At 57.6% G+C, this 23,220-nt stretch carries 23 protein-coding genes and 1 pseudogene; 10 read left to right on the top strand and 14 right to left on the bottom strand.

What is annotated here, in order from left to right:
- From IEW18_RS20105 to IEW18_RS20095, 3 genes are all read right to left on the bottom strand, one after another.
- Positions 1-144, bottom strand: a complete 144-nt coding sequence (locus IEW18_RS20105) for a hypothetical protein (protein WP_188559679.1) — start codon at positions 142-144, stop codon at positions 1-3.
- A gap of 84 nt (positions 145-228) precedes the next feature.
- A complete protein-coding gene (locus IEW18_RS21925) occupies positions 229-351 on the bottom strand; it encodes a hypothetical protein (RefSeq protein ID WP_262891910.1) in 123 nt (40 codons plus the stop codon).
- A gap of 234 nt (positions 352-585) precedes the next feature.
- Entirely contained in the window at positions 586-1,641 is a 1,056-nt protein-coding gene (locus tag IEW18_RS20095; RefSeq protein ID WP_188559677.1) for a WD40/YVTN/BNR-like repeat-containing protein, read from the bottom strand.
- Positions 1,642-1,803: 162 nt separating this feature from the next.
- On the opposite strand from IEW18_RS20095, the gene IEW18_RS20090 reads away from it, so the two are divergent.
- On the top strand, positions 1,804-2,004 hold the full coding sequence (locus IEW18_RS20090; protein WP_188559676.1) for a transposase: 201 nt from the start codon (positions 1,804-1,806) through the stop codon (positions 2,002-2,004).
- Between the two features lie 145 nt (positions 2,005-2,149).
- Here the strand turns inward: IEW18_RS20090 and IEW18_RS21810 are convergent.
- Positions 2,150-2,587, bottom strand: a pseudogene (locus IEW18_RS21810) (DUF5712 family protein); the annotation flags it as partial.
- A gap of 187 nt (positions 2,588-2,774) precedes the next feature.
- Positions 2,775-3,236, bottom strand: coding sequence for a BfmA/BtgA family mobilization protein (locus IEW18_RS20080; protein ID WP_229728882.1), 462 nt, complete (start codon positions 3,234-3,236; stop codon positions 2,775-2,777).
- 955 nt (positions 3,237-4,191) lie between these two features.
- Here IEW18_RS20080 and IEW18_RS20075 point away from each other — a divergent pair.
- From IEW18_RS20075 to IEW18_RS20065, 3 genes are all read left to right on the top strand, one after another.
- Positions 4,192-4,545, top strand: coding sequence for a hypothetical protein (locus tag IEW18_RS20075; RefSeq protein WP_188559673.1), 354 nt, complete (start codon positions 4,192-4,194; stop codon positions 4,543-4,545).
- 2,159 nt (positions 4,546-6,704) lie between these two features.
- Positions 6,705-7,346 (top strand): nucleotide-binding protein, encoded by a 642-nt coding sequence (locus IEW18_RS20070; RefSeq protein ID WP_188559672.1) that lies wholly within the window; start codon positions 6,705-6,707, stop codon positions 7,344-7,346.
- A gap of 1 nt (position 7,347) precedes the next feature.
- Positions 7,348-7,662, top strand: a complete 315-nt coding sequence (locus tag IEW18_RS20065; protein ID WP_188559671.1) for a hypothetical protein — start codon at positions 7,348-7,350, stop codon at positions 7,660-7,662.
- Positions 7,663-8,005: 343 nt separating this feature from the next.
- Here IEW18_RS20065 and IEW18_RS20060 read toward each other — a convergent pair whose 3' ends face one another.
- Both IEW18_RS20060 and IEW18_RS20055 read right to left on the bottom strand, forming a co-directional pair.
- Positions 8,006-8,773, bottom strand: a complete 768-nt coding sequence (locus tag IEW18_RS20060; protein WP_188559670.1) for a 3-keto-5-aminohexanoate cleavage protein — start codon at positions 8,771-8,773, stop codon at positions 8,006-8,008.
- Between the two features lie 444 nt (positions 8,774-9,217).
- The gene (locus IEW18_RS20055) at positions 9,218-10,408 is read right to left on the bottom strand and encodes a replication initiation protein (RefSeq protein WP_188559669.1); all 1,191 of its coding nucleotides are present in this window, start codon (positions 10,406-10,408) and stop codon (positions 9,218-9,220) included.
- Positions 10,409-11,297: 889 nt separating this feature from the next.
- On the opposite strand from IEW18_RS20055, the gene IEW18_RS20050 reads away from it, so the two are divergent.
- Positions 11,298-11,969 (top strand): recombinase family protein, encoded by a 672-nt coding sequence (locus tag IEW18_RS20050; RefSeq protein ID WP_188559668.1) that lies wholly within the window; start codon positions 11,298-11,300, stop codon positions 11,967-11,969.
- Positions 11,970-12,150: 181 nt separating this feature from the next.
- Positions 12,151-12,699 carry a hypothetical protein gene (locus IEW18_RS20045; RefSeq protein ID WP_188559667.1) on the top strand — a complete coding sequence of 183 codons (549 nt, stop codon included), beginning with the start codon at positions 12,151-12,153 and terminating at the stop codon, positions 12,697-12,699.
- A 380-nt stretch (positions 12,700-13,079) separates the two neighbouring features.
- Here IEW18_RS20045 and IEW18_RS20040 read toward each other — a convergent pair whose 3' ends face one another.
- Positions 13,080-13,481, bottom strand: a complete 402-nt coding sequence (locus IEW18_RS20040) for a helix-turn-helix domain-containing protein (RefSeq protein WP_188559666.1) — start codon at positions 13,479-13,481, stop codon at positions 13,080-13,082.
- Between the two features lie 637 nt (positions 13,482-14,118).
- Between IEW18_RS20040 and IEW18_RS21920 the strand changes: the two genes are divergently transcribed.
- The gene (locus IEW18_RS21920) at positions 14,119-14,247 is read left to right on the top strand and encodes a hypothetical protein (protein WP_262891909.1); all 129 of its coding nucleotides are present in this window, start codon (positions 14,119-14,121) and stop codon (positions 14,245-14,247) included.
- A 29-nt stretch (positions 14,248-14,276) separates the two neighbouring features.
- Positions 14,277-14,414, top strand: coding sequence for a hypothetical protein (locus IEW18_RS20035; RefSeq protein WP_188559665.1), 138 nt, complete (start codon positions 14,277-14,279; stop codon positions 14,412-14,414).
- A gap of 1,053 nt (positions 14,415-15,467) precedes the next feature.
- On the opposite strand, the gene IEW18_RS20030 is transcribed toward IEW18_RS20035, so the two are convergent.
- From IEW18_RS20030 to IEW18_RS20010, 5 genes are all read right to left on the bottom strand, one after another.
- The gene (locus tag IEW18_RS20030) at positions 15,468-17,309 is read right to left on the bottom strand and encodes a serine hydrolase domain-containing protein (protein WP_188559664.1); all 1,842 of its coding nucleotides are present in this window, start codon (positions 17,307-17,309) and stop codon (positions 15,468-15,470) included.
- A gap of 286 nt (positions 17,310-17,595) precedes the next feature.
- Entirely contained in the window at positions 17,596-18,765 is a 1,170-nt protein-coding gene (locus IEW18_RS20025) for a cation:proton antiporter domain-containing protein (protein WP_188559663.1), read from the bottom strand.
- A gap of 86 nt (positions 18,766-18,851) precedes the next feature.
- Positions 18,852-19,097, bottom strand: a complete 246-nt coding sequence (locus IEW18_RS20020) for a DUF202 domain-containing protein (RefSeq protein ID WP_188559662.1) — start codon at positions 19,095-19,097, stop codon at positions 18,852-18,854.
- Positions 19,098-19,177: 80 nt separating this feature from the next.
- A complete protein-coding gene (locus IEW18_RS20015; protein WP_188559661.1) occupies positions 19,178-20,314 on the bottom strand; it encodes a flavin monoamine oxidase family protein in 1,137 nt (378 codons plus the stop codon).
- A gap of 25 nt (positions 20,315-20,339) precedes the next feature.
- A complete protein-coding gene (locus IEW18_RS20010; protein ID WP_188559660.1) occupies positions 20,340-20,519 on the bottom strand; it encodes a hypothetical protein in 180 nt (59 codons plus the stop codon).
- A 235-nt stretch (positions 20,520-20,754) separates the two neighbouring features.
- Here IEW18_RS20010 and IEW18_RS20005 point away from each other — a divergent pair, with 235 nt between their 5' ends.
- A complete protein-coding gene (locus IEW18_RS20005) occupies positions 20,755-21,498 on the top strand; it encodes a hypothetical protein (RefSeq protein ID WP_188559659.1) in 744 nt (247 codons plus the stop codon).
- Positions 21,499-21,798: 300 nt separating this feature from the next.
- On the top strand, positions 21,799-22,089 hold the full coding sequence (locus IEW18_RS20000) for an Imm53 family immunity protein (protein ID WP_188559658.1): 291 nt from the start codon (positions 21,799-21,801) through the stop codon (positions 22,087-22,089).
- Positions 22,090-22,177: 88 nt separating this feature from the next.
- Here IEW18_RS20000 and IEW18_RS19995 read toward each other — a convergent pair whose 3' ends face one another.
- Positions 22,178-22,939: a TlpA family protein disulfide reductase gene (locus IEW18_RS19995; RefSeq protein ID WP_188559657.1), complete on the bottom strand. Its 762-nt coding sequence runs from the start codon at positions 22,937-22,939 to the stop codon at positions 22,178-22,180.
- Positions 22,940-23,220 lie beyond the last annotated feature (281 nt).

Here is a 23,220-nt window from a genome sequence, read left to right as displayed (position 1 = left end):
TTACTGCTCATTCAGCAGGTCTTTGTCGGTAAGCCCGAGCAGGTTGTCCTCCGGAGCGTTAGTATAGTGGCCCATACGCGGGGTAACAACAGTGGTGAGCGTGTAAGCAGCCGTAGTGTTGGCTTTGTCCCAACTTAGCAACATCAGTAACTATATTACTGGTGTTGTACAGCAGAGCCTGATTGCCGGCTGCGCTTAAAAAAGTGGTTTTTCAAGTTAGCGCAGGCCCTACATCTTCAAAAACAGCCCGCCGGGGTTACGGCCAGCCTTTACCTTCTTGGTTTTGAGCTTGTACATAAACTTAAACAACTCGTCTACCCGATGGGAGTCGGAGAGGATGGCTTCAACCAACTCCGGCTGGGCAATGCACAGGGTATCTAGGTGCTGGCGCGCCGTTGCCCAGCGCCTAGGACGAGTAAACACCGCATCACGCCTTCTCTCACCGGCTGATTGGCAAGTGGGCGCTAGGTACCCAGCTCGGCTACTAGCGCTGCCACAGCTTCTTCCCTCGGTGGACGACCCTATGCTTCTACTTTTCCCGAGAGCGGTACTGGACTTTAGCCACGCGGATGGCCTTGCCGCTGCCTACGGGTAAGCGTAGGTTTGGCCCTTTTCCCCGACCAGCACGCAGGAGGCAGGCGTCGGGCAGGCTACGTCAAAACAGTAGGGGAGCTGAGGCGGAACCAGCCTCCCCTGTAGGTGCCAAGTGGCCCCCGCATCCACGGTGCGCAAGACCAGCATTTCTCGCTGCACGATCGTAGATTCCGTTGCCGAGGCGTTCCGGCTCGTATAGCCCGGCCGAAGTGATCCTACGTACTGCTTAACCAGTAGATAGCCGGTCGAGCAGGAGCCAAAACAGACGGCCATACTCACGTTGCCGGGCACGTGCTGTTGCGCCCACGTCCGCCCGCCATCGCGGGTGCGATATACGGCCGCCGATCCGTGGTCCAGCCCGTCCGGGTGCTCGGAGCCGCGGGGGCGGCTGCCGCCCAGCAACAGCCCCCGCTTGGCATCTCGAAACAACAACGGCCCGCTCAAGTGCGCCTGCAGGTCGGCCGGCAAGCGCCCCTCGGTCCAGGTGCGGCCCGCATTCCTGGTTTTCAGGTACTGCGCGCTGCCGGCCAGCACCAGGTAGCCCACCCGGCGGGTGGGAAACTGCACGGCACTGAAGGTACGCTCCCCCCCGCTGGGCAGTCGCTGCCAGCTCCGGCCGTGGTTCGTGGTGCGCAGCATCGTGCCGTAGGCGCCCACCGCGTAGCCCGTGGAGGCGGAGGGAAAGTGCACGCCCTGCAGCTGTTGCTTCGCCCCCGACACTAGTTGCCGCCAGCTCAGGCCCTGGTCCCGTGACTGCAGGATCAGGCCGAAGTCCCCCACGGCATACAGGGCTCCCCCGGGCGCCTGGGTTACCTTATGCAGGGTTACGGTGGTGGTACTGTTCACCGCCGCCCAGTGCTGCCCGCCAGTTGTCGTGCGCAGGATCGTACCGTCGGCGCCGACTGCCAGGCCAACCTGTGCGCTTACAAACACAACGCTGTGCAAGTCGGCGCGCGAGTCGGTATGATAAGCCGTGCCTTGGGCTGCGCCCGGTGAACGGGGAGTGAGCAGGCACAGGACAAGGGCGCAACGTAGGGTCTTCGTCATGCCGGCCAAGATAGTGCAGGTCCATATCCATACGCTACCGTAAGGACCGTTTGGCTTAGAAGGGAAGGTCTTCTTCCCGCACCGTTTCCCGCCACGCTTCTACCTCAGGATTGAGGTGGTCTAGCGAGGCTGGACGGAATTGGGTCGTATTTTCCTTCCGCCATGGCAAGGACTCCCCACGAACAGAAGCCGGATAAGCGGCGCAAATACGACGACGCGTTCAAGGCCGAAGCCTTGCGCCTGGCCGGCGAAAGCCGCTCGACACGGGCAGCGGCCCGGCAGTTAGGCATCAGCGAGAAGCTGCTCTACCGCTGGCAGCAGCAGCAAGCCGCCGTTGAGCTGGATCGCTCTGGGGAAGACTAGATTCAGGCCTCTATTTGCTCCCCGATTATGCCGGCTCGGAGCTGGTCCGTCGCGGGAACCCGAAGCTTGACCTGCTTCCAGTGACGGCAAGAGGCTTGAAGCAGGACGCAGTAGTCACACCGTAGCTGGAACTGGTAGCTAGCTTTCAGCTGCCAGCGGATAAGTTAAAGGTGACGGCGGCGCCTACCCGAATTAAGTCTGAACTGCTGGCGGCATCGTGGGCACTGACGGTGATGATCCTGTGCATTTGTAACCCCTTCCGCTTCTTTACCAGCTGATCTCGGCGCGCGAGCACCTCCTGATTGCGATGCTTGCGCTTCCGGTGAATGGTCGCTCTCCACACTAGGTCTTTACTTTCCAATACCCGGCCGTCTTTGAGCTGGAAACTATTGGCCTATCGCTCCATTACTTCGCGGGTGTACCTCTTCCGGGAGGCTTCAGAGTTGCCAAAATGCGCCAGCTCATCCGCGCTCAGGCTAAGCACCAACGAGTAAAACTTCGCCTTGTTGGCCTGCAAGCCCTTCACGTTGGTATCAATCAAATACCCCATTTCCCCCTTCGATACGCTGTCAGCCGTCGCCCCAAAGAACGAAACATCTTGGTCCTAGCCCTTCTTTTCCTGCGCCAGATAGTTCATCAAACGCGCTGCACTACTCGTATTATCATACATCACTTTACCGTGTGCTTTGGGGTTAATCAGCTTCGCGTACAGACAAATGGCACCGTTAATTAGCTCGGAAATCAGCAGATAAAGGCGTATACTATAGGGATTACTCGCCTGGTTTACGCAACTCACTTAACACTTTCTGCACGATAGAATCAATTTCCTGCTGGTCTTCCGCCCGCACCTTGGCCAAGGTTTCGCCGCTTTGCTTACGCATGTTCGCGTCAATTACCTGCAGAATTTGGAGCGTTTTCTCCTGGGTTACCCGGGCCCGTACCAGCTCCTCCAGCATGGGTAGGTGAATGGTATTCTCCTGCTCCACGATGTAAGAAAACACCCGGTCCCCCAGCTTTTTGAAGTCTCCCTGTAGGCGGCCTATCCCGTTCATAATGAGCTGGCCTTCCCGTGCCTGGGTCTCTATCGGGTCCAGGCCTCGCTCGGCAAAGTAGCGCACCGCGGCATCAATATAATCCGTCTGCGTAGCCTTCAATCGCTTACGCTCTTTGGCTACTAAGTGATGGGTAGCGGTTCTGATAGATACATTCACTATCCCTTCTTTCGTGGGCATAACTTAAAGTAAGATTAGGGTACTAAATATACTCTAAATCAGTAGGTTAGATACAAAAAACACAAATATCAGCTCTGCTGATAGGTAAGCCACACACTATCAGCAGCTTAGCGTTGGTGTTGTGTTGCTCTTCTTGCTATAAATTGTTGAACAGCCCACCACCCCCCCTGTGTCCTGCTTATCCGTTGGGGTAATTTCAATATTATCCCGCTTATAGGTTGTTCTCTATATACCTTGGATCAGCATCAATTCTCCAGTAGTCACTGCTATAGCATATAGACGTGGTCGAAGTAAAATACACATACCGTAATTCTAGTCAGCTAGTGCGTATACTCATCTTTTCGCGTTGAGCAGTTCCTCAACCTTTCTTACTAAATGAGCTTGCTTACAGAAAATCGGTTAATCAAAGACTTCTTGCGGCGATAAGGTCTTGGCTACTGTTGTGTATCTCGTCTATTGTCAAATTTTCGAAATATTACAGATAGTGTAAACAACGATAAAATTTTGCCTACGTCATTACTGTATGGGATGGGGCTACCCATAGCCTTCCGTAGATTATTTTACTTTGTTGAGATTACTCCTCGTGCAGCTATTAGCTCATCCATCATATCCTTCTGTATGTTGCTTACATAGCATTGTGATAAAAACTTTCACTCACACATTACTAGCAGAGTCTCATCAAGGCAGCTAACTCGCGTTTGCTGTCAAAGTAGCTCTTTACTACAAAACACGCTTAGCAATAGCTGTTCATATTTTACCTTTTCCTTCTGTGCCTCATTTTCATCAATTTCTTATTTTTCGATAAAATGTATCCTACTCTGTTTTCTCTCAGGTGGATCAACTCTTCATTTGCTCCTTTATTCTATTGTATCTATCTTCCTCAGATTTTTCGAATCCTAGTCTCAGTACCTTCTCCTTAAACGCTGTTGTTTTATCTTTTTCACATTCATTGCATATGAGCATTCCAACCGAAATGGCCTCGGCACCTGCCTCCTCAGAAACACAAGAACAACCTACAACTGCAATTCAACCCAATTTCTCGGCTGCAGACTCACAACCTAATGCACGCGCTGTGGTTAAAAAAGGCAAAAAATCAGCTGGCACCAGTAAACCCGCATTAGGGAAGTTACGCTTTGGCTTGTCCATCCCGACGGAGCGAGCGGTTCGCCTGGCGTGCATTATGCTGGAAGAAATTCCCAATGCACCTAGCACACCGCAACAACTAATTGAAGAAGCAACCATCGCATTTCTGAAGAAGCTACGTGCCAGCAAAGGACTTGAATTTCCGAAGGGGCTGTTGTCTGAATAGCTTCCCTGTATTCCCGCAACAGTAGGTGATTTTCCCTGGGTGGGCTGTTCGTAGCTGCCTTCAAAGTCGGCTTCGGTTAGGCTTAACTTCTCCTGCCTAGCGTAGCACGCTTGGGCTAATGAACCTACTTCTGGTAGCTGGGTGCGGGTAGGTTCTCCGCCAGCTATGGCCTGAGCTTTTCTGCTTTAAGCGAGTGCATAAGTTTTATCCTTTCCGTCAAGCATCTGGCCATGATCAGACTTCAGTACCCAGTGGGTAGCTAGGAGATGAACACGGAGTAGCTACCCAGATAGCCCGCGTACACCATCCCTGTCACGGGTCGCCTGATAGCTGAGAGTCCAGAATATCTAAATGGTCAGCTGGCTAAGCGCACGCCTTACTGCAGCCGCCTAGCTGGTTGACCTTTTATAGGTTTTGCTCCCTCCAAGACCAGGTAGAGTGCTGGTAAAGGGAAATAATTTCTCTGAACAGAAGCCTCCCCTACCCTGACGCCTGGTTCCCCCTCTTCATGTTTTGGCAACCAACCCTATTACCGTCGGTTGAGAAACTTTAGACTCGCGCAGTCCTAACAACAACCTGCTTTGATTCACCACGCTCTTGCGGAACTCAAGAGCATTGCCGCCGCCATCCTCGCAGGGGGTCTGCTTACTACCTTGCTGTCAAGAAAGCCGAGGTCAGTTCGGTGGTGGAAAGAATAATGACGGCTTACAACAACTTACACTAGACCGGGCTGCAGTTAGCTGAAAGTTTAATAGCCAAGAGAGGCGACCGCTTTACGTCTGTGTCTTAGTCTAGTGCAGCAGTACTGCTTCCTAAGTGGTAACTACCCAGTCCTTGTTCACCAGGAGTTAGAGCACATCCACGGCGGTACCGGTATCTGCCCGCCATGACGCTGAGAATTCAACGTGGGAAAGTTGTATGCACCCGTGCCCTAGGACTATGCTACCCTCCTGAACCTGATGGGCAACCGAGAACAGTGCCTCAATGACGACCGCCGTAGCGAAGTGAATCCGCTGGTCAAAATGGCCGTTCGGATCGCCCTATGGCTGAGAGGTCTGCTTGATCTGCCAGTAAGCTACCTGAGCCCCTAGTTGTTTCGTCATAGGTCGCCCTCTTGCCACTACCTGTAAGCCGTACCGGATACGGGTGCCCGGGAGACGTGAATCCCATATCGGGCAGAAGGCATTGAGCACCCCCCCGGGATAGCATTCAGTTGATCGGCGAGATGGACCAACTCATGCAGCAGACCAAGCTACACTTGTAGGCGTGCAAGTTAGTTAGCCAAGACCTGCTGAGTCACCTTTCCGCTCCCTACGCCAGAGTTGAGTTCGTGGCGCAGGAACTGCACCTGAGCCGCCCGCTGCAAATTGCCTCAGGCAGCTCGCCGCCGATGGGGTGCTGGTCAAATACCGTCATTTAACGGCCATCTATTACGTGAACGAGCCCTTGTATGCCTTGCTGGCCCGCGGGAGGAGGCCACCTACTCGGCCTTCACAAGGGACAGATTAACTTACTAAGGAGGACCCTACTATCTATGGAAAACCTGTCGCTGCTCACCTCGGAAACTCCTCCTGGGAAAACCTCCTTCCCGAAGCCCACTGGCCCCTCCCCTACCTAGGGGCCGGAACCTCCGTCCTCTATTCTCCTTACCCGGCCTCCCGAGCGGGATCCACTGGAATACTGACTATCTGCGCTTATTACTCGGCCCTATCCTTCCCTATACGAACGAGACGACGCTCTGGCTCTCCCCGTCTCGTAACCTTGCCTGGCGACCTACTGGGAAGCCGCCGCCATCGGTACTAAAAAAGCTCTTTTACAGAATTACTCTACTTATCTTTTAGGTGTAAAACTAAGTGAAATATTACACCTACATGCACACCTATAATTACTTTAGCTATGGTGCGAATCCGCCATTGCTTTCACACCCACAAATTCACCTGTAAATATAGTATAAAACACACCTGTTATTACACCTACAATTGCTTTACTTTACGTCCAAAAATCACCGAGTTTCTGCACCTTATTTTGCAAGTTGAATTAAACCTATTTTCAAGTTTAGATTTTTACCTAATTCCTAACCTGTTTTTACACCCAGAAATGCATTGCCTTATTAGGCAGAACAACACCTTTTTTCACACCTTAACTACCATTGTAACTACATGATCATCACCGTAGGAGGAATTAAAGGAGGTACGGGCAAGTCCACCATCTCAACCAATTTAGCAGTATGGCTTTCCCGACAAGGTCATGACGTACTGCTGGTGGATGCCGATGAGCAGGAGAGCTCCTCGGACTTCACTGCGTGGCGGGGAGAGACCCGCAGCGGTGAGCTGGGCTACACCTTAGTCCAGCTTACCGGAGCACTCGTTCGCCGGCAGGTGGAGCTGCTTAAGCCCAAGTACACCCACATTATTATTGACACCGGGGGACGGGACACCTCCAGCCAGCGGGCGGCTTTATTTGTATCGGATCGGTATCTGCTGCCGTTCGCGCCCCGCTCCTACGAAATCTGGACGCTCTCCAAAGTGCTGGCCCTGCTCTCCGAAGTGCAGGATGTGCGCACCAGCCCCCTGCAGACCTTCTCGTTTTTAAATAAAGCGGACACTAGGGGAGTAGACAACGCCGAAGCCATGGAGGTGCTGCGGGAAAACGAGGAACTCAACTTCGTAGACTTTCCGATTGTCAACCGTAAGGCCTTCGCTACGGCCGCCAGCAAAGGCTTATCGGTCTTCGAGTATACGCCCGTAGACGAGAAGGCGGTAGCGGAACTCAATCTTCTGTTTAGTCACGTTACGCACTAGTATGGCCATCTCCAAGCCCCCCGTTCGCAAGGCCCCCGGCGCGGTACTACCAGCGCCGACCCCGGATGAAAAAAAGATCGAGGCCGTAATCAATCGCGGCAGCTCGGCCCTGCCTGCTGAGGCGACCGATATCAAACTCAAGAATTTCAACATCAAGCTTCCGGCCGCTACGCTAGCGATTATTGATGAACTGCGCGCCAAACGGCCGCGCAAGCCGACTAGCCCGAAGCTGGGGATCTCCACCCAGGATTGGCTGCTAGAGGCCATTCAGGAGAAGATTCAGCGGGAGCAAAAAAAGTATGGCAAGGGAATATAAGCCCACCTATTATAGGGTGCAAGATTACACCTAAATTCCGGGTCCTGTTTCGCACCTTATACACATGCGAATGGCATAACCTACCGACACCAATATGCACCTAACAATGCACCTATAAATAGGTGCATTGTTAGGTGCATATAATCATTATAATGCCTTGATTGTAATGAAATAAGACTAGACACCTTATCAATTGAGTTAGCAGTTTTATCCTTTATTCAGCACCGTTTGCCGCCGCTAGTTTCCTGTGAAATCCGGAAGTGGGCGAATAATTTTCTTAGTTGCTCATATTCTTCTCTACACAGGCGTATTTACCGAACAGGGCGCGCTGCTACTTCTTACGCTAGTGGCCTTGGTTAAAAGGTTGGACGACAGGTCGCAGAGGGGCTTCCCGTCGTTGTGCCGATAGCTGGGCGGCTGCCTGTTGCAGCAGTTGCTCATTACCCGTTGCCAACGCCCCAGACGGCAGCTGCAAGCCATCCTCCAGCCCAATGCGCACAGACAGATGCTGTTCCAACGCTACTTGAAATAGCGGCCACATGGTCGCGTCCGTGCCGTGCAACAGCCGGGGCACTTGCGGCTGAAAGGCCCGCATGGTTCGCAGAATAGCGTGGGCAGTGTGCAGGGCCTCCTCCAAGGTTTGTTCCGCTATTTCCACCAGTAGGCGACAGCAGGTAGCGGGCGGGACAACTTGTAATAAGCGTTGCGCGTCAGCAACGCTGCTCAGGCCCGCTTCCACGGCGATTCCACGGCAGGCGGCGGCGTGCCAGAGGTCCGGGGCGGCAGCTTCCCCCAGGTTGATCGATACGTAATCGGGCAGCTCGGTCCACGTAGCCAGCAACGCAGCCAGGGGCGTGGGGGAGGGAATGCCCGCGTGAGTGGAAATACCAACCAGTACCCCCGGCACCTGCGCACGAACCGCTCGTAACGTCGCCGCCACCTCGACTGAGCGTAAACTCTCGGTCCCATCATCCGCTCGCGGGTGCAGGTGCAACTCGTGCGCACCAGCCCGCACAACGAGCGCGGCATCGGCCGCCAGCTCAAATGGGGTGTAGGGCACGGCCGCATGCTCGTGCTTGGTGCGATTGCCATTTAGACAGGCTTGTAGCATAAGATGAAAGCGGGAAGTATTTAGGGGAGACAAAGAAACGGCATTGGCCCCGTAGGAGTGTCTCCTAACGTGGCGGCCGTGGGCTGCGCTGACAATTAAGGCTGCTGATGTGGCGCTTGCCCCCGTATTACAATGCCCTAACTTTTGCCCGCTCTGTGGGCAACCAGAGTTATATTCGCCCCATCCCTGGGGAGTATTGGCTAGCGTTTTAGTTATACGCGTTGTCCAGGTACGTGAATTCTGCTATCTACGCTGGTAGTTCATCCGGGGACAGGCCGTTTACTTACCTGACGTTTTCTTCCAAGAAACCCTTGAAGCAGTGCCTTGCCATTTAGTGGCTATCCCCTGATGCCGACATCGCGGCTGAGCGCGGGTGGGAGTTGCCCCGCATTGGCCCGGTAGGGTAGGGGTAGCAGGGCGCCAGAGGGATGCTGGCAGAATAAGTTAGGGTTTGATAAGCCACGGGATTCCCTGCGCGTCTGTCTCCTGTCGAAAGCCTGCCGCAAGCCAGACCCGGGCCAGGTTCTCCTCAAAGGTTTCCTCGGCAATCAAGTGACGCTGGCGCATGGTTTCGTACATGGCGTGCACATCGTCGAGCGTGTGCCGTTCCTGTAGCGAGAGCACCGGGGCGACAGGGCCCCGCTTTGGCGGTTCGGGGGCTTGGTCTTTCCGCACCTGCCGGCGGTAATCCTCCAGCAGGTAGCCTTCGACCAGGGCCTTGTAGATCGCCCCGCCCACTTTTTTTACTTTCCCGGCCGCGGCTTGCCGGCGGACGTAGGCCACGACGAAATACACATACCCTTCGTCGTAGTACCCGGTAGCCAGCTGTGTCTTGATGCCCGCGATGCTTTTGGCGGCAATGCCGGCTTCCAGGAGCGTGGCTTCCCAGCCGGCTTCCGGTACGGCCAGCACGGGCAGGGCGCTGCCCGTGGGCTTGAACAGAAAGCAAATGTGGGTAATGGTGCGGCCCTGCTTTTCCAGTTCGTAGGTAAAGGCCATGTCGGTCTGGGCCAACTCAGCCTGGGCCCGGTCCAGGATGCGGGCTTTGAAATTGGTAAATCGGTCGTACTCTTCCTCCACGCCCAGGATACTCTTCAACTCGGCTACCGCCATGACCCGTTTGCCGAAGGCGGCGTACTCGCGCAGCAGCAGGTAGATGCGGTAGGCGTTGCTGCTCTTGAGCTTCAGCAGCTCGGTTAGCTGCGCCTTGGTGAAATTCTCCCGTAGCTGCAGCAGGTAGGGCATGAGCAAATCATTGAAGCGGGCCTCAACGACGCCCTCCCGGTGCTTGTACTCGGCAAAGGCCAGCAGGGGGAGGATGGAGAAGTCCGGTTTGCTCTGGCGGCGGGCCGAGGTGTCGAGCTTCTCAATCAGCAGTGTGCGCGAGGCAAAATGCTTGAGGGTTTTGCGCACCAGGTCGTAGGTGGAGTTGCTGGAGCTGTGGCCCATCAGCTCTCGCACCGGAATCTGGCACACCTGAAACTGGGTATCATCCCGCCCGATGCGGGTGAGCAGCGCCAGAAACAGGCGCGACTCCGTGGTGTTGAGCTCGAAGCGGGCGTTGATCAAGGCGTTGTGCTGTACAATGAGGGGATGGACCGCGCTATCCCCCTTTCCCAGAGCATCTTGTTTCATGCAGCCAAAATAAGCAAATGCCGCGCATTATGCTACACATTTACCAAGGTGTAGTTGTATAACCCCTTTTTTGTAGCAGTATCGGTTCCCAGCCGCCCCTTTTTTGTAGTTGTATAACCCCTTTTTTGTAGCATCTCACCCCTTTTTTGTAGTTGTATAACCCCTTTTTTGTAGCATTATATAGATGCAAAACTCTGTATTTCATCTAGTTATGAGGCCTGTAAACTAAGTAAACTTTATAAAGTAAGAAAACAACTAGTTTCTTGAGTCGTCTTTTTAGAAAGAGATAGAAAAGCTTGCTCCTATCAGCCCTCCTTTCCGGTAAGTAGTAAAAGGAAAGGAAGGCTGACCCCTTTTTTGTAGTCATATGTCCGGGTCAACCGCATTCAGGAAGCAAAATCGAGGTGTAGGCGGGGTAGGGCAGACTTAAACAGGGCGGAGCGCCACCCCTTTTTTGTAGTCATATGCTTCCAGCACCCGCTAAAGCCGTTTTGCGACTACTAGAGGCTGCTGAATGGCCGAACCCCCCCGCAAGGATATGACTACAAAAAAGGGGTTACTGAGGGCTGAACTCCCCCCGTACCGAGTGGGAAAAGAGGGGAGGGGATAGTACTACAAAAAAGGGGTGAGATCAGGACGGCTTAAGGCAAGGACCGGAGAACTCAGCTAGTTGGAGTATAAAAATTACGGTCGAGGAAGTCGGGTAAAAACTGGAGGAACAGTAGGGGACCTGAGTCCAGCATCACGGGTACATTTTAGCACAACTTCCATTACGCGGTTTATACCAAAACATACTCTCATTTCCGGCCTGTTTGTACTACTACTGAGGGTAATTTGTCATTTATTAAACGCCCGTTTAATAAATGACAAATAGCCGTATCTTGCCGGCATGCACTCCTACATCGCCTACTACCGGGTCAGCACCACCAAGCAGGGCACGTCGGGCTTGGGCCTGGAAGCGCAGCAGTACGCCGTCGCCCAATACGTCCGGGTGCCCGCCCAGGTGCTCGCGCACTATACAGAGGTGGAGAGTGGCAAGAAAGACCAGCGCCCCCAACTGCTCGGGGCCATTGCCCACGCCCGTCAGGCCGGGGCCACCTTGCTCATTGCCAAGCTGGATCGCTTGTCTCGGAATGCGGGGTTCATCTTTGCCCTGCGTGACTCCGGGGTAGACTTCGTCTGCTGCGACATGCCCGACGCCAATACGCTCACGGTCGGCATTTTTGCCGTGCTGGCCCAGCACGAGCGGGAGCTGATTAGCAAACGCACCAAAGAAGCGCTCGCCGCGCTCAAGGCCCGCGGTCAAGCCCTCGGCACCCCGGCTAACCTGACCTTGGACGCTATTCGCCAGGGTCAGCTCGTGCGCGAGCAGAATGCCCGGGAAAACAAGGAAAATCGGCAGGCCACTAGGTTAGCCGTGCTCTTACGCCAGCAGGGGCACACGCTGCAGCAGATTGCCCAGGAGCTCACCCAGGGGGACTACCGGACGCGCCGGGGTAAAGCGTTTGATGCCACGGCCGTACGTCGGCTCCTGCTGCGAGAGCAATTGGCAGCAGGTTGACTTCTGGCGAAGTCGAGGGTAGTTGGCTTAGCCTCATTTATCCCTGTTGTCTCAATTGGCTTTACGCTGCCTATAATGATACGTCAGCCTACATTTATGATGCTTTTCGTCAACTAGCAAGAGGTAATTGACTCACTGAGCGTTATCTACAGGGGTCGAAAAGAGACCGGATGGCCGGGAAGTGATTGTCGTAGAAGATGTAGCCTACTTCTACTCCGATGAGATTGTACTGGACCTGAACGACCCACAAGAGCAGTATTCTTACCTGCGCCTGCCAAGTAAGGGCGGTAAATATGCTCAAGAACCCAAACGACTTACGGTTGCCGCAGAGCACTACAATGCAGTAGATATCGGCTATCAGAAGTGGCGCCTGAACCAGGTCAACGGCCTGGAAGAATTTAACACTCGCCATGAATACGCCTTGTTGCTCACGCAGGTGAAAAATAAGTATACCCAGCTGAGCACCTACCTCACGGCCGGTCACTACATCGGGACGGTACGCCGGGACTGCTACGATAGTACCGCTACGCAGGACCCCTCCTCCGATGAGGAGGGGTTCCTGATTTGCGTGCTGCGCAACAATGAGGTCCTGAAGCCCTTCGTAACGAAGCGCAATCAACCGGCACGAGGGCTGGTTGAGGCATCTTTTCACCCGACACAGTCTACAATCTGCGTCTTAGCCCCAAACGCATGCTGCTACGCCATGCAGTTAGCCTCACTGCAGGGCTAATTCGAAGAGAGGATAAAGGTATAAAATTTACCTTCGGTGAGAGCAACACCTCGCTTAAAAGCCAGCTTCAGGGGGAAGCAATACCGATCAAAGAAAATGTGGGGGTGCCGATGACTCCCGTAATGGGTGGCGCTGGACCATACTCGGAGTATAATTTGAGTATGCCAGAACCACTATGGCTGCCACTGCAGTACAGGTTTGATCACCCCTTGAGATACGACCCAGATGCAGCGCATCTTGGCCAATCCCCGGGACCGAGTACGCTTCCGCAACGAACAAGGAGTAGCCTGCGAAGGCTGGATTATCGATTTGAAGCATGAGGCTGCCGAGAACCGAGCTTCCTTCACCCTACGGGCCTGCGCGCGCCTAGTAGGAGGAAACTAAGCTAGAGTAGAGGTGCCACCGCGGCGGGCGCGACGTCTTGCGCCCATAGCCGCCACCTTCTGCTCAACCTCCTCCTGCTTCGCTTTACTCAGCGCATCTGAGGAGTTGTGCTGTTGCCAGACTAAGATATCACTCAATCGAATGCGCTTACCTCGAGGCGTATCGGTGCACTGTACAAACGGCAACCGGTGAAGATGGCCTACTGGCTTTTTGAGATACGAGTAAATAGTGCTGATGTCAACCGCCAGAAGTTCGGCTACCTCCGATAGTGTGTATTGCGGGTCTGGCTTAGGCCAGTTTGCAAAGTGATCCTGCACCAAACGTTCTACCGTTTGCTCAACAAAAGCCTGAAATGGTCCTTCTATCTTTTCTACCAATGCGCGTAATGGCTCTTCCAAGAGCGAGGGATTAGACTTTGGCATGTGCATCAGGCGTTATCCAGAGCAACGTCTGTATCTGTTGTTATATTGAAGCCTATTTGCAATCTGCCAAATAGAGAAATAGAAGTAGCGACCAGGGCGTAAGTGAGGGGGTACCACTGGCAAGTATACGGAGCGCGAAAGGTAGCCAAGGGACACGTAGCACGTAAACTAGCACGGCAGCAGCAACCCGCGCCTAAGCCTAGCGCCGCTACTACACCGGGGTAGTCGATAGACTTGGGGCCTTAAGCCGTATGATGGCCCCGCGCAGGGCATTGCCTTCGGGGAACCTGCTGATGGGGCTTCTACTCGCTATGCGCACGGGCAACAGCTAGTTGACGCACCCTTCCAAATAATACACCTGCTCTTGCTCGTAATACACCTGCTCTTGCTCGGCAGTGCGGACATCACTACCCTGCCCCGGTATGGAAAGGACCAGCACCTGTATCCGGCTTGCGGGCGCTAGCGGAAGCCGGGGCATCTGTTTCGGTAGCGGCTGCAAAGTTCAGGCAGGCGGAACAGAAACATGTCCCCCACATGTTCAACTCGCTCCGCTGGCTTTAGCCGGTGGTATTGATAAAGTAGTTACCACTTTTTTGAGCACCTCTCGCCTCGTATGGACACGAAAGCGCAGTTGCGTCACGAGTTGACCGAAGCTATAACCAATATCGCTCTTGCCTACCTCAACCAGGAGCTGTTACCCCAGCACGCGGGCATGCGGGTTGATTTTCAGGACTTGCACTAGAAGATGAAGCCCGCCGCATCAGCGTCTCCATGGCCGATAATATTCTGACTACTCTGGACGTGCACTTGCGCCAGCTGCTGTTTCCGGCGCAGCGGGAGCAAACCGAGGAGTGGCTGCGCACCCAAAACTATATGCACCGGCGCGAGCAAGGCAGCCAGCAGCGGTAGCCGGTCGCTAACCCTGAGCTCCAAAATGATCGTTGTGCCAAGCGCAGCGCCCTAATGGGAGCGGGTAGGCCAGTTGGTTAACGGGGCGTCTGGCCTGACCTACGGCGTGGTCAAGACCGAGGTGGGCCTGGGCTTTGGCAGGACCACCGGCGGGCCGCCGTTCCCTGGCCGTTGCCAGCCCAAGCCGGACGTTGGCTGCTCCGGTATTCGCGCGCGCTGTTCCCCTTCTGGCCGGTCAGCAACCCGTACTCGTGACGGATGCAGCAGGACGTGCTGCGCACGCAGGGCCCGCCGTGCGAGGTGGGCTACTTCGTGGGCGTCTGCCTCGCCTAAGCGCGGTAGGCACTTCTGCCTGCTGCGGTTAAGACCCCGCGGGGCAGCCTGCCCGGTCGATGTCGGTTCTAACTTCCAAGGAAAGAATGTCCAAGAGGTAGGGTACCTGACTAGCCAGCGTTACCCCCTGTATGCCGTTTCCACCCGAGGGAGCTTGGCCGCGGGGAGCTTGACTGGTGAGGGTACATCACCAGCTGTACGTGGCGGGCGCGGCAACACGGTGGCCGTTGACGCCCGTGAACTGGACTGCTTACTTCGTGAGGAAAGCTGCTCTCGGTAGCTGGGTCGGCACCGTACGGTAACATGCGGGCTCAACCTGGGCAGCTGCGCCCGGACACGGGCAGCCCCGTGCCTCTGCGCCGCACCCTCCTCCTCTGCCACCATCAGGGTATATGTCCGGCACCAGAGGCCAATACTCCTGCCCATGGCCGGGTGGGTCCGGTGCAAACTCCCGCCTGCTATTCTGCTTACCGGAGGACCGGAATTACGGATTACTACCTGGCCGAGCGCCTGCTGGCGGAAGGGTACAGGAAGATGAGGATGGATAGTTTCGCCCCGTTTCACGCCCAGAGCCTAAGGTATACTACCCTTTGGTGGTAAAGAAGGCTGTACAGAGCTGTCTTGCTTGCGGTCAATTCCCATTTTACGTTCAGCAACGTTTCCCAATGGTAATGCCCCGTCCTGACCAAGCCGCAGTCGGACACAAGTCGGGTATGGCATTTACTTTACTACCGCTGCCAGCTTTTCCAACAAGTCCTGGTCCGTGGGATTGTCACGCAGGGCTTGCCGGTACTCGCGGGCGGCTTGCGGCTTGTCACCGGTAAGGGCGTACCAGTCGCCCCAGCGGGCGGCCACAATGCCGGATTGCGGGTACTGCTGCCGGGCCAGCTCTAGCAGCCCACGCGCCCCGGCTACATCCGCACCACCCGGCCGCCGTGGATTCAGCAGCTCATAAATCCGGTAGGTCAGCGGGTACTCGCCCAGGTGCAGCGTGCGGTAGCCCGCTACGGCTTCCGCCACGCGCCCCTGGCGCAAGAGCTCGTTTGGCAGCAGCTCGTCTTCCGCCAGTCGGGCCAGCACTGAGCCCCCGGCCAGCATCCGCACGCCGAGGACGGGGCCGTCGGGGCGGCGCTCGAACACGGCGCGGAGCGGGAAGTCGGTAAACGCCAGCGTGTCCCCGCCCATGGGGTAACATAAAATGCCGGGGCCGCCGTTAATGCGCTCCACCAGATGATTCCCCGCAACGCGGAAGTCCAGCACCTCGTCGGGCCCGCGCTGGTAGCGCCCGGCGACGGCCGCCAGCCAGTCGGGCGAAACCGTTCGCGGCTCCAGCGCGGGGGGCAGGAAGGCCGGCCACCCGTACACCTGCGCTACGGCCCGGCGCACTTCTTTGCCCAGTTCGCTGGCTCCCCCGTCCTGGTTCATCATGATAACCACGCCTTCGCCCCCTACCACGCTGCCAATGGCGTAGGCCACAAACCCGGCGTTGACGCCCGTGTGCTCAAAGTAGCGGCTCTCGTCGCCTTGCTGATCGGCGCGCTGCAATAAAAAGGGCCCCAGCCCCATTTGCTCGCGGTAGGTACCCGCCGACACCTCGGCCTGGGGCGTGAGCAGCGCGCGGGCCGTGGCCTGGGTTAGTAGCTTGCCTTTGCCCCTGTATGCTTGCTGCACTTCAATCAGCACCCGCGCTATATCCGTCGGGGTGCTGTAGAGCCCCGCCGGGGCCTGCTGGGGGTACACGTAGGGCACGCCCTTAAACCAGGCGTTTTCGGAGTACGCCCACGCGGCACGCCACTGCCAGGCGGCCGGCAGTGGCTGCTCAAAAGTACTATTGCGCAGCTTAAGCGGCCGGAACAGCCGCTGCTCGGTCAGGGTAGAAAAGTCCTGCCCCGTTGCATCCATCATGGCCAGCTGGGCCACCAGATAGCCGCCGCCCGAGTAGGTAAAGCCCGTGCCCGGTTCGCGGTTCACCACGACCGGGCGGGTCTGAGCCGATGGTTGCCCGCTCAGCACATCCACCACCGAAGGCAGCGCCCCCCGGCCCGGCACGAAGCCGAAGTACGCCGATTGACTGGTGCCGGCTTGGTGGCTCAGCAGCTGGCGTAACGTAACGGGCCGGCGGCGCGTCCAGTCATTCTCGGCTAGTTTCCACGAGGTCAGGTACGCATTGATTGGGGCATCCAGGGAAAGCCGGCCGTCCTGCACCAGGTGCATAGCGGCTAGGCCCGTGACCAGTTTGGAGATGGAGCCGGCGGAAAACAAGGTCGTCGGGGTGACCGGCCTCCGGGTGGTCGTGTCGGCCCACCCGTACCCCTTTGCCCACTCCACCCGGTAGTTATGAATGACGGCGATGCTCAGGCCCGGCACCCGGTAATAGCGCATGCGCTCCAGCAAGCTCCAGCCGGCCAGCCCCCGCACCGGCACGTAGGGCAGCAGCCCCTGTTCGACGGCCCTGATGCGGGCGGGTACGGTGGTGGGCAACGCGGGAGCTGGCTGCGCCAGCAGCCGGGCGGGCAGCAGGAGCGCAAGCAGCGGGCAGAGGGAGCAGCAGCGAAGGCGCATGGCAGAAAAGGTAACGTGAGTGGCAAACCGAGCTACTCGTTGCGGCTGATTGGCCCCGTAGTGTAGGCAGGCACCCTTGCTAACACCAGCTACTGATCGATAAGTTACAAGCTTTTTTTGGCGCCACGGGGCGAAAATCTACGCTAAGCCGGTGCCGGTTTCTGGTTACGCAATGTATGGCGAGTTATCGTTTCCGCGGGTGATGCATAACCCAAAGTGACGCTTCCACTCGGCCGCTGGGTAATTTGGGTTAGGAGCTGCCAGGGCGAGCGTGCAGTTGGGTAAGTCAGTATTCTGCTAGTGCGCGCGGCTCTTCTTTTTTGCCCGGCAGCTGCAGGCCAATTAGCATAAGCACGCCGGTGAGCAGGATAACGACAAACAGGATGTTTTCGCTGACTTCGCCGATCAGGTGCCGGGGCGGAATGCTATAAAACAGCAGCACCGTAATCAGGCCCTTGGGGGCAATAAATACTTCCGGCACCAGGCTCGTGCGGGCCACGTAGCGCAGGTACAGGTAGCGAAGCAAGGTAAGGACGGCGACAATCCCCACCCCTTGCAGCAGTAAGGGACCGTTGAGAATGCCCGCCAGCGAAATCGAGAAGCCAAACAGCAAAAAGAAAAACGTGCGGATCAAAAAGGCGCCCTCCCCCGTGATGCTCTGCAGCTGGTGGAGTTCCTCCTGCAGGCGCCCCGGATCAAACCAGCGCCGCAGCGGCCCCCGCAAAAACAGCTCGGCGTTGCGCACGATGACGCCGAACACGAGCACGACCAGCAGGGAGGAAAGGTGTAGCTTCTTGGCCAGGGAGTAAATCAGCACCAGAAACGCCAGAATGAGGATGAACTTAACGTGGTGGCGGATGCGGTCGAGCAAAAAGGCGAGGATGGCCGTGGCCAGCACCGACACGACCAGTACGGCCAGCAGATCCCGGGCAAACGTGAGGGCCGACACGCCCTGGGCAAAGTTGTCCTGGGCCACGAAGTTAAAGAACATGATACCCAGGATGTCGGAAAAGGTGCTTTCGTAGACGATAAACTCTTGCTTTTCCCCACCCAGGGTTGCTACGCTGGGAATGGCCACTGCCGAGCTGACTACGGCCAGCGGCACGGCGTTGAGCAGGCAGGTCTGGAAGGGGACGCCCGGGCCCAGGTACCACTGCAGCAACCCCGCAATGGCAACGGCCTGGCCCACTAGCATTACGGCGGCCGCGGCAAACGCCCGCCGGATGACGGAGCCTTTGCCGGGCAGAATTTTGAGGTGGAGCGACTCCTCCAGCACAATCATGATCAGGCCTACGATGCCGAGCAGTTGCAGCGTCACCGCGGGTAGTGGCAGGGCCAGGCCGGTATACTCCGCTGCTTGTTTAAGGGCAATGCCGGTGAGCAGCAGCATGAGTACCGAGGGAATTTTGGTGGCTCGGGCGGCGATGTCGAACAGGTACGAGACGATCACGGCCATGCTCAGAAAAATAAGAATAGAGTAGGGGCCCATAGCCGGAACATACGCAGGTCAGCCGCCACGGGTCGGCCCGAGGGCAGCTCCTGCTAGCTGGCTTCAATTTCTTTGCGCCGCTGACGGAAGCGAAGCCAGCCGGTACCCATGACCAGGGCCGCGGCCAGGACGGCCCCGTAGCCGAGCATGCCGGCCCGCACCGGGTAGAGTTGAATCAGGGCCAGGCCAAAGCCCAGCATGGCTAAGCTGGTGCGCACATAGGTCAGAAAGGTACGCTCATTGGCCAGGCGGGTGCGCAGCAAAGCCAATCGGTCGGATAAGGAGTGGGGGTCAGGCATGTAAGCAGAAGTAGAAGAGAACAGTGGACTGCGCGGCCCGGCTTTTTCCGCGCCACAGAAACCCGGTCCGCTTGGGGGAGTTACGCGCGAGCCGTTACCTGCCGGAGCACCTGCGCGGCGGCGCGGCGGCCCGATTCCACGGCCCCGTCCAGGCGGCCCCATTCGCTGGCTGAGGTTTCTGCCCCAGCCCAGTGCAGGCAGCCGGCCCACGCCGCCTGCCGCAGCAGCCCGGGCCCCTGCAGGAGCACCGACGCGGGCGGCTGCTCATCGCCGGGTACGCTGGTGAGTGGGTCCCGGGCCCAGTCCCATTCGTGGTAGGCCAGCGGGGTGCTCACCTGCGGCCCGAACAGCTGAGTTAGCTGGGTTAGCACGGCGGCCTGCCGGGCCGGCCGGGACGCGGCACGCAGCGGATGCGCCGCCGCGAAAAACCCAAACAGCGCGCCGAAGTCACCCCTACCCGGTGAGGCATCGTGAATCTCCGTCAGCGGCCCGGTCTGGCTGACGGCATACCCCGACCATCCCAGCGGGCGCCAAAACGGCTCGGCATACACCACTACGCTTTTCATAGCGTGGCTCATCCACGTGGGCACCTGGCGCAGCGCCTCCTCCAGCGCGGGCGGCAGGGCGGGCTCAAAAGCCATCGTGTGGGCAACCAGCCGCGGGGGCAGGGCCAACACCACGGCCGCGGCGTGGTAGGTACGCGTGCTGTTCCCCTGGCGGGCTTGCAGCGCCACCCCCTGGCCGGGGGGCAACTGGCGAAGCTGCGTGACGCGGGTGTTTACTTCCAGGCAGTCGCCCGGCAGCTGCCCGGCCAGGGTGCGGCAGAGCGTCGCCGCGCCGCCGGCAAAGCGCAGGTAGCCGGCCGAGCCCGCCGGATGAGGCAGGCGGTGTACGCCCTGCAAGGTTTGGTAGGCCGTGGCCCCGGCGCTGGGCTGCACAAACGGTTGGATGCCTAGCTCGTCGAGCAACTGCATCAGGTACGGGTGGTGGGACCAGCCCCAGGTTGCGCCCAGATCAAGCAGGCCGCCCTCCCCCTGCTCCGCGGCCAAGGCCGGAAGGGCCCAGGTACGCCCCCCGACGCGGGCGCGGGCTTCCAGCACCCGCACCGGCACCCCGGCAGCCTGCAGCACCCGGGCGGCGGTAAGGCCGGAGAGCCCGGCTCCCACGATGAGAACCGGCAACGGAACGGAAGCTGAAACGGTAGGGGCAGGCGACATAACCAGTTATAAAAGTGGGGTGCATTTAACAAGGGCCGGGGGAGCTAAATACGTCGGGCCGGGCGTAGTGGCCGGTGATGTCCAGGGTCATTTGCTCTTCCAGGATGCGGGCCAGGTTAATTTCGGCAGTTAGATCACCCGGCAGCCACCTCGCGGCGCCCGGCGCGGGGACTGCGAGGTGGCTGCCGGGTGATCTAACTGCCAAGCCGCTTTCTGGAGCGACACCACACCCGGGCCCCGTAAGCAAGCGACTGGAGAAAGCTGCCCTGAAAACCCAGCGAAGGAGCAACTACCTTTTTGATTGGTGCCGGAAGTGGTACTTTCGGCCGGCAGGGGCATACTTCCACCGCCAGGGGAGGGAACGTGGCAGCCCCACCAAAAAGGCACACACCAGTTACCGGAAGCGAGGCTACGCACCGGCTGCGCGCCAGCTGAAAACTATGAGAACCATTCTGATACACTGGCTGGCGCTGCCCGCGGTGCTACTCTCGTGTGGTCACGCCAGTACATCACCTCCCGACGCAGTTAAACCGGGCGCGGAAACCCCTGAGTCAACTGAGGGGGGCGACCGTCAACAACGGGTGGCGGTGCCCAAGACCCCTTATACCGACACGTGGTACGAATACGCGGATTCGACCGGCAAGCGGGTGATTATCGAAAACAGCTTGCCAAAAGGGGGGCTCAGATACACGGCTCCCGATGGCAGAGAGTACGTCTACGCGGTGTTCTGGACGCGCATCGTCAACGAAACCGCGGCGCCTGTCCACGTGTCAATAGCCGTTCCGGCGGATTCGTTTAACTTAGCCGATGCCCCCCCGCCCCCCTTCAAGTGGTCAACAGAAGCCCCGGCCGCGTTGCAACAGCAGCCGGCGCTACCGGACAACTACTTCAAACTGATTCTTCCCGCCGAGGAAATGACCCTGGACAAATTGCCCTTGTTTAATTACGGGCTACGGGACCTGAAGGCGGTGGTGGATAGTCAGCGGCAGCCGTCTTCGCTGCAAAGAACCGTTCAACCGAAGGCCACCCGTTTTTTTTACGTGATTGTCCTCTCCAAACGCGGAGTAGAGGGCGTCATCCGCGCGGGGTTTAGGGTGAAAGATGACAAGCTGTATTACCGCGTGAACGGAACAGATATTTACTGCGGGCACGCAAGCATGAAGCACGTAACGCGGCAGCAATGACCAACGGGCCGGTTTGATTTCAGTTCCGGGACGGGTTCCGTTGTCCCGCCCGCTTCTCAGAGCTTCGATACGGCCCGCCAGCGCTTTTTCCGGTAATATACTTGCTCCTGCATACCAGCACTCCCGAACAGAAGCAAGCCGTGGGTAGGTGGCTCCAAAACTGCCTGCACACCAGTCGCGTCCCGAGGGCTGAACTGCAGGAGTTATAAGCGGAACTGCCTGCGAGTACTACCCTCCTTTTCGAATGAAATCGTTTAGTTATACTCGAAGTAAACGCTGACTTGGCTACAAGCATGATACATGGCCCGTTGCGAAGGCGAATGGGAGTTTCGGGAAAGTTTCATATTGCTCTCCGGCAGCAACCCCGGTTGGAGCGTTAAAATCAACGTGTCCGATACCGCGTTGGAAGAGGCTTCCATCCCCCTGATAAACTTTATCAAGCCCGCAACTGATTGGTATGAGTGTTTTTTGAACGACGCCTTGTTTGTTGGCTCCGAAGACCCGAGTAAGTTGGAAATCATTTTGCAAGTATTCCAAGACCTAATAGAGAATGGTATTCCATCCGCAGCTGCTCATGCAGAGGAGCCATAAACGGGGAGTTAAAAGCGCTAAGGGGACACACGAACCCTTGTTTCAGTTATCGTAACATTACTTCTCAGACCGTTTTCGTGAACGCCTGCTAGGGCAGTTGGGCTAGGCGCTGCGTCAGTTCTTGAAACCCCCGCGCCCCAATTCCACGGTAGAGAACTTTTCCCCTGTACACTAACAGGAAGGTGGGGTATTCGCGAATCTCCCACTGCGTGAGCAAGGAATGCGCCTGGTTCGCCGGCACGACAAGGTTGGGCCACGGGATGGCGTGGGCCGCCACGTAGTGTTTTACCTTCTGCGGCTCGTCCAGGGCGACCCCCACCAGGTCGATGGAAGCCCCGTACTGTCGGTGTAGCGCGTGCAGGGCGGGGGTGAGCGCGACGCAGGGCTTGCACCACGTGCCCCAGAAGTCCAGCACGAGGGGCCGCTCGGTGCCCGTCAACCGAACCCGGTGGCCCCGGACATCGGTCGCTTCCGTGGGCTGAAACAGCAATTGGGGCGTACTCCCATAGGCGGAGGGCGACTTTTCGGGCCCCGTGACGGCCACGTACAAGCTGTCGCCCGCGGGGGTGAGGTGGCTGAGCCGGACCAAGTGTCCCTGCATTAGGAATGATTCGCCCAGGCGGTAGGTGACAGGCGCGTTTTTTTCGTCCAGTACGCGCACCTGTGTACTGGAGTCCGGGTAGACGAGGTCCCGGGGGAGGCCCGGGTAGCCGGGGTGAGTCACGCGCAGAGCGAGGCGGTTCGGGCCCAAGGGCAGGGTTGCCGTGGACCGGTGTCCCCGGAGTTCGAGCCGAAGAAACAAGTCCTGTTCGCGGGCGGAAGCGTACCGCTCCCCCGTGGCATAGACCACCGGCCGAAGTTCGAGCCGCTGGGAGCCGCGCACTCCCTCTAGGGCGATGCGAAAGGTCGCCGGCGGGATATTGCCTGGCGTGGCTGGCAACACTTGCTGGTCACGAGCCCGGAACGATAACGAATTGGGGCCGGCCGCGGGCACGAACACGATGCGCTCGTGGACGTCGCGCCCGATGAGGAAATTCACTCGCTGTGCCGGCAGTGGGCTAAGGCCTCCCCCAAACTCAACGTACTTGAGCAGGTAACGACTGATCCCCTTCGGCACGGAGTTGGGGGTTT

Source organism: Hymenobacter glacieicola, from assembly GCF_014640315.1.
In the GTDB taxonomy this organism is placed as follows: domain Bacteria; phylum Bacteroidota; class Bacteroidia; order Cytophagales; family Hymenobacteraceae; genus Hymenobacter; species Hymenobacter glacieicola.
The sequence above is the reverse complement of the archived record's forward strand: the minus strand, read 5'-3'. Positions and strand labels throughout refer to the sequence as shown.